3 protein-coding genes and 1 pseudogene are annotated in these 4,729 nt (G+C 45.0%); 3 read left to right on the top strand and 1 reads right to left on the bottom strand.

Annotation, left to right across the window (positions count from 1 at the left end; all coding sequences use genetic code 11):
* The 3 genes and pseudogenes from AC3LHT_RS08925 to AC3LHT_RS08915 all read left to right on the top strand — a co-directional run.
* Window positions 1-150 (top strand): annotated as a pseudogene (locus tag AC3LHT_RS08925) (ABC transporter permease); the annotation flags it as partial.
* A 12-nt stretch (window positions 151-162) separates the two neighbouring features.
* Window positions 163-1,176 carry an ABC transporter ATP-binding protein gene (locus AC3LHT_RS08920; protein WP_290644594.1) on the top strand — a complete coding sequence of 338 codons (1,014 nt, stop codon included), beginning with the start codon at window positions 163-165 and terminating at the stop codon, window positions 1,174-1,176.
* Window positions 1,173-2,366, top strand: coding sequence for an ABC transporter ATP-binding protein (locus AC3LHT_RS08915; RefSeq protein ID WP_488662638.1), 1,194 nt, complete (start codon window positions 1,173-1,175; stop codon window positions 2,364-2,366). The genes AC3LHT_RS08920 and AC3LHT_RS08915 overlap by 4 nt, the downstream gene beginning before the upstream one ends.
* Before the next feature lie 29 nt (window positions 2,367-2,395).
* On the opposite strand, the gene priA is transcribed toward AC3LHT_RS08915, so the two are convergent.
* Complete coding sequence (gene priA / locus AC3LHT_RS08910; RefSeq protein WP_488662639.1) at window positions 2,396-4,657, bottom strand: replication restart helicase PriA; 2,262 nt, start codon at window positions 4,655-4,657, stop codon at window positions 2,396-2,398.
* Window positions 4,658-4,729 lie beyond the last annotated feature (72 nt).

Raw genomic sequence — 4,729 nt, 5'->3', positions numbered from 1 at the left:
TTGAGCTACTCCAGAAACTGGATGACCATGTTAGATAAGGCCTGGTTTGCGATAGTGTTCCCCGGTGTTGCCATGGTGCTCTTTGTGCTTGCCTGGAACCTCGTGGGCGACGCCCTTAGAGACATCTTTGACCCGAGAATGCGCAGTTAAGGGGGTTCTGAAGTGGATAAAAAACCATTACTTGAAGTTAAAGGACTTAAAACATACTTTCATACCGATGATGGCATTGTTAAAGCCGTTGACGGCGTGAGCTTTGAAGTTTACTCCGGAGAAACACTTGGAATAGTCGGTGAATCCGGTTGCGGAAAGAGCGTTACTTCCCTTTCTGTCATGCGACTTCTTGACGAGAAAGGTGAAATAGCCGGCGGAGAGATCCTTTTCGACGGCAAAGATATACGCGCCCTTTCAGATGAAGAAATGCGTAAAATGCGCGGAAATGATATGGCCATGATCTTTCAGGAGCCTATGACAGCGTTGAACCCCGTTTATACCATTGGAGACCAGATAACGGAAGCCATCCTTTTGCATCAGGATGTTGATAAGGAAACAGCGCGAAAAATGGCTATTGATATGCTCAGGAAAGTCGGGATTCCTGAACCTGAAAAGAGGGTTGATGAATACCCTCATGAACTCTCCGGCGGCATGAGACAGAGAGCCATGATCGCCATGTCCCTTTCGTGTAACCCTAAACTGCTGTTTGCCGACGAGCCAACCACCGCTCTGGACGTTACGATTCAAGCGCAGATTTTGGAGCTCATGTTGGAGCTCCAGAAAGAATACGGAATGGCCATTGTCATGATAACCCATGATCTCGGCGTCATCGCCGAGATGGCTGAAAGGGTTGTAGTTATGTACGCCGGGAAAGTTGTGGAATACGCCGATGTGGTAACTCTTTTCAAAGACCCCAAGCATCCATATACCTGGGGTCTTATGAATGCCATTCCAAGGCTTGATGAAGACAAAGATGTGCTCTACAACATTCCCGGGGTTGTTCCAGATCCCCTTGATTTTCCGAAAGGATGCCGTTTCAACACGCGCTGTCCTCTCGCAACTGACAAATGCCGCACTGAGGAGCCGCCTCTGGTGGAAATCGAGCCAGGACACAAGGCAGCTTGCTGGCATATTGACAGACTCGTTGAAATGGTAAAAGTCTCCAGGGCAGGTGAAGGCGCATGAGTCAATCTGAAAACAGAAAACCAATTTTAAGAGTTGACAATCTGGTAAAATACTTTCCCGTAAGAGCCGGTGTTTTCAGACGTGTTGTAGCACACGTTAAAGCGGTTGACAACATTTCTCTGGAAGTATATGAAAAAGAAACGCTTGGTCTTGTGGGTGAATCCGGTTGTGGAAAAACCACCGCTGGCATGACCATCTTAAGGTTGCATGAACCCACTTCTGGAAGAATAATCATGAATGATGAGGATACTACCCACCTATTCATGCCCTACTTCCAGGCGAGAAAGTACCTCATCAATACATACGTCAAACCATTCGAGGACCTCAAGGAAAAAGCAGGTTCTGTCGATTCTGCCATTAAAAGCATCGAAGACGAGTTTGACGTGAAAATGGCTAAGCTGTACTTTGAAAAGCATAATGGCTCTAAAAGCTCTTTTATTTCCGACCTTATGTCTGACCGTGAGGCAAAAAGAAAAGCTTTCAGAAGGCAATCTCAAATCATTTTCCAGGACCCTTACTCGTCTCTCAATCCGAGAATGAGGATAAAGAACATCATCGCCGAAGGCGCAATTATTCACAAAGTTGCGAGCAGAAGCGAAGTTATGGCAAGAGTTGCTGATATATTGAAAAAAGTCGGCCTTTCAGAAGATCACATGAGCAGGTTTCCTCATGAGTTCAGTGGAGGCCAGAGGCAGAGAATAGGTATCGCGCGCGCTCTTATTTTAAATCCACACCTGATTGTGGCTGACGAAGCGGTTTCGGCTTTGGACGTCTCCATTCAGGCACAGATTCTAAACTTGCTCAATGATTTGCAAGAAGAGTTTGGGCTAACATATCTCTTCATTGCTCACGACCTTGCGGTTGTAAGGCACGTCAGCAGACGCGTTGCCGTCATGTATCTGGGAAAAATGGTGGAAGTGGCTTCAAAAACAGAGTTGTTTGAAAACCCGCTCCATCCGTACACGGTTTCGCTTATGTCCGCTATTCCCATACCTGACCCCACGAAAAAGAGCAAGCGGATAATTCTACAGGGAGATGTTCCCAGCCCAATCAATCCGCCAAGTGGCTGTCGTTTCCACCCACGTTGCCCTATTGCGAAGGAAGTCTGTGCAAAGGAAGAACCACCACTGCAAGACCTTGGAAATGGGCATAAAGTAGCCTGCTTCTGCCCGGGTGAAATGAAGAGATAGAAGGATAAAAGCAAGAATCTCTCAAGCGATTAAAGACTCCCGCCGTTGCTGTTGACTATAACGTCAACCCCGGCGGGGTTTTTTTGAAGTACCTTTAGCAAGTTTCTTAGTTCTCCCCTATCAAAAAGCTTTAAATGAATTTTCATTCTGAATTTTCCGAATAGCTTTTTAACAGCCGGTGTTACAGGTTCAAGGATCTCTGAGCCTTTTACAGTATTCACGAGCTTTTCGTACAGATCTTTGGCTGCATTCTGGCATTGGATTTCTTTTTCTGCTTCAACAATGATTTCAACGAAGATACTGAAAGGCGGATATTTCAGGAGTTTCCTTATCTCGATTTCCGTTTCGAAAAATCCTTTGTAGTCATTCTCAAGGGCTGTTTTCATGACTCTGTGCTCAGGTTCGAAAGTCTGTATGATTGCCCTACCGTGCACACCCCTGCCGGATCTCCCGGAAATTTGGGAAATTAGCTGGAAAGCATTTTCTGCTGAATCGTAGTTCGGAAGATTTATTATCCTGTCAGCATCGATTACAACCACTAACCCTATGCTTGGAAAATCAAGCCCTTTTGCAATCATCTTCGTGCCCACAACGATTTTTGCCTCTTTGCTTTCGATCTTTCTCAAGGCCTTTTCATATTGATTTGGGTTGGAAATCGTCTCGCGATCCATTCTCATGATAGAGAGATCGGGGAACCTTTTTTGTAACTCATGCTCAACCCTTTCTGTTCCAAATCCTCTGGCCGAAAGAGCTTTCGACCCGCAGCGTTCGCATTTTGTGGGTGGTGGGATTGTATAGCCGCAATAGTGGCATTTCAATATGCCATCGTGTTTATGATACGTAAGCGAAATATCGCAATTTGGGCACTTGAGAATGTTCCCGCAATTTGCGCACACTACATAGTTTGAAAAACCCTTTCTGTGGACAAAGACAAAAACCTGATGTCCGAGCTTTACGGTTTTTTCAATTTCCTCAAAGGTTTTTCTTGGAATTATATAATCTTTGTTGTTCCTGAGATCGCGTATTTCCAGCTCAGGCAGTTGTCCCACTGGCCTGTTGACAAGGCTATGCAGCTTGAATTCACCAGATTTTGCCCTGAAATAACGTTCAACCCTTGGAGTTGCCGAACCCAGAATAACCGGAATTCCATACAGCTTTCCTTTTTTAATCGCTACTTCTACAGCATCGTAATGAGGAGGTGTTTGCTGATAAAAGCTGCTGTCGTGCTCTTCATCCACAATGATCAAACCGGTATTTTGAATTGGAATCCAGAGAGCACTCCTTGTCCCCACGAGAATATCTATCTCGCCATTAACAGCATCAAGCCATATTCTCTGCCTTTTTGACGGGGACATGTAGCTGTGGTACACCCTGACTTCCCTACCGGGGAAAGCTCCTCTTATCCGCGCCATAAGCTGAGGGGTCAGCGAAACCTCTGGAACCATGTAAATAACGGATTTTCCCCTGTTGAGCACCCTTTCCATAATCTTGAAATAGACTTCTGTCTTTCCGCTGCCTGTAAGGCCAAATATATAATGTACACCGCTGAAATCCTTAACAATGGCTTCTCGTACATGTTCCTGTTCAGCAGTCAACTTTTTAATTGCTTCAATGGTCCAACGGTCTGTTTCATCTTCTTCCACTTCCTCAAGCACGAGTATTTCTTTGCGCAACAGCGTATCTATCGGTGAGCGGCTTTTCAATGAAAGCGCATTCATGAGCTCCTGAGGCGTTGCCTTTTCCACAGAAAGCAGATAATCGATCACTTTTTTCTGGCTTTTCGTGAGCTTCAAACTCTCAAGGGTTTTGATACTCAAAGGCAACTTCAGCAGTTTTACTTTTCTCTTAGAAGGCAGCTTTTTCTCATAGCTGTGCAGGATTTTCAGCTTTCTCTGGGATTTAAGTTTCTGAAACTGCTCTTTCCCCAGGAGCTTCAGAGCATCGCTCATTTTCAATGGAGTGGAAAAAGGGAGTTCGGGACTGATGGGGATTACATGGCTGTTACTTTTAAGGAGCTTGCCAGGAGGGAAAAACAGGTCGAAAACTTTTCCAATAGACGCTAAATAATTTTCCACGGTCCAATTTATCAAGGCAACATCTTCAGGCGAAAGATAAACCTGATTTTCAAGGGGTTTGGAAATAGGCTTTGTTTTAAATTGGGGTTTTGAGCCTATCCCGGCAATATAACCTATAACGTTCCTGCCTGCAAAATTTACGGCAACCCGCTGTCCAACAGCGAGCTCATCATCAAAATGATAGCTAAAGGTCGAGCGCAATGGGGAACCAGAAATCGCTACTTCATAGTAATGAATTTTATCAGCCCCTTTTATATATCACATGTCTTTTATATTCAAAATCAGGAA

The sequence above is a fragment of the Kosmotoga sp. genome (genome assembly GCF_982836095.1).
Note: the sequence above shows the minus strand (reverse complement) of the source record. Positions and strands in the feature narration are given on the sequence as shown.

Excerpts from the sequence above, each read along its gene's own strand:
- AC3LHT_RS08915 (WP_488662638.1), top strand. The coding sequence starts at position 1,173 with ATGAGTCAATCTGAAAACAGAAAACCAATTTTAAGAGTTGACAATCTG.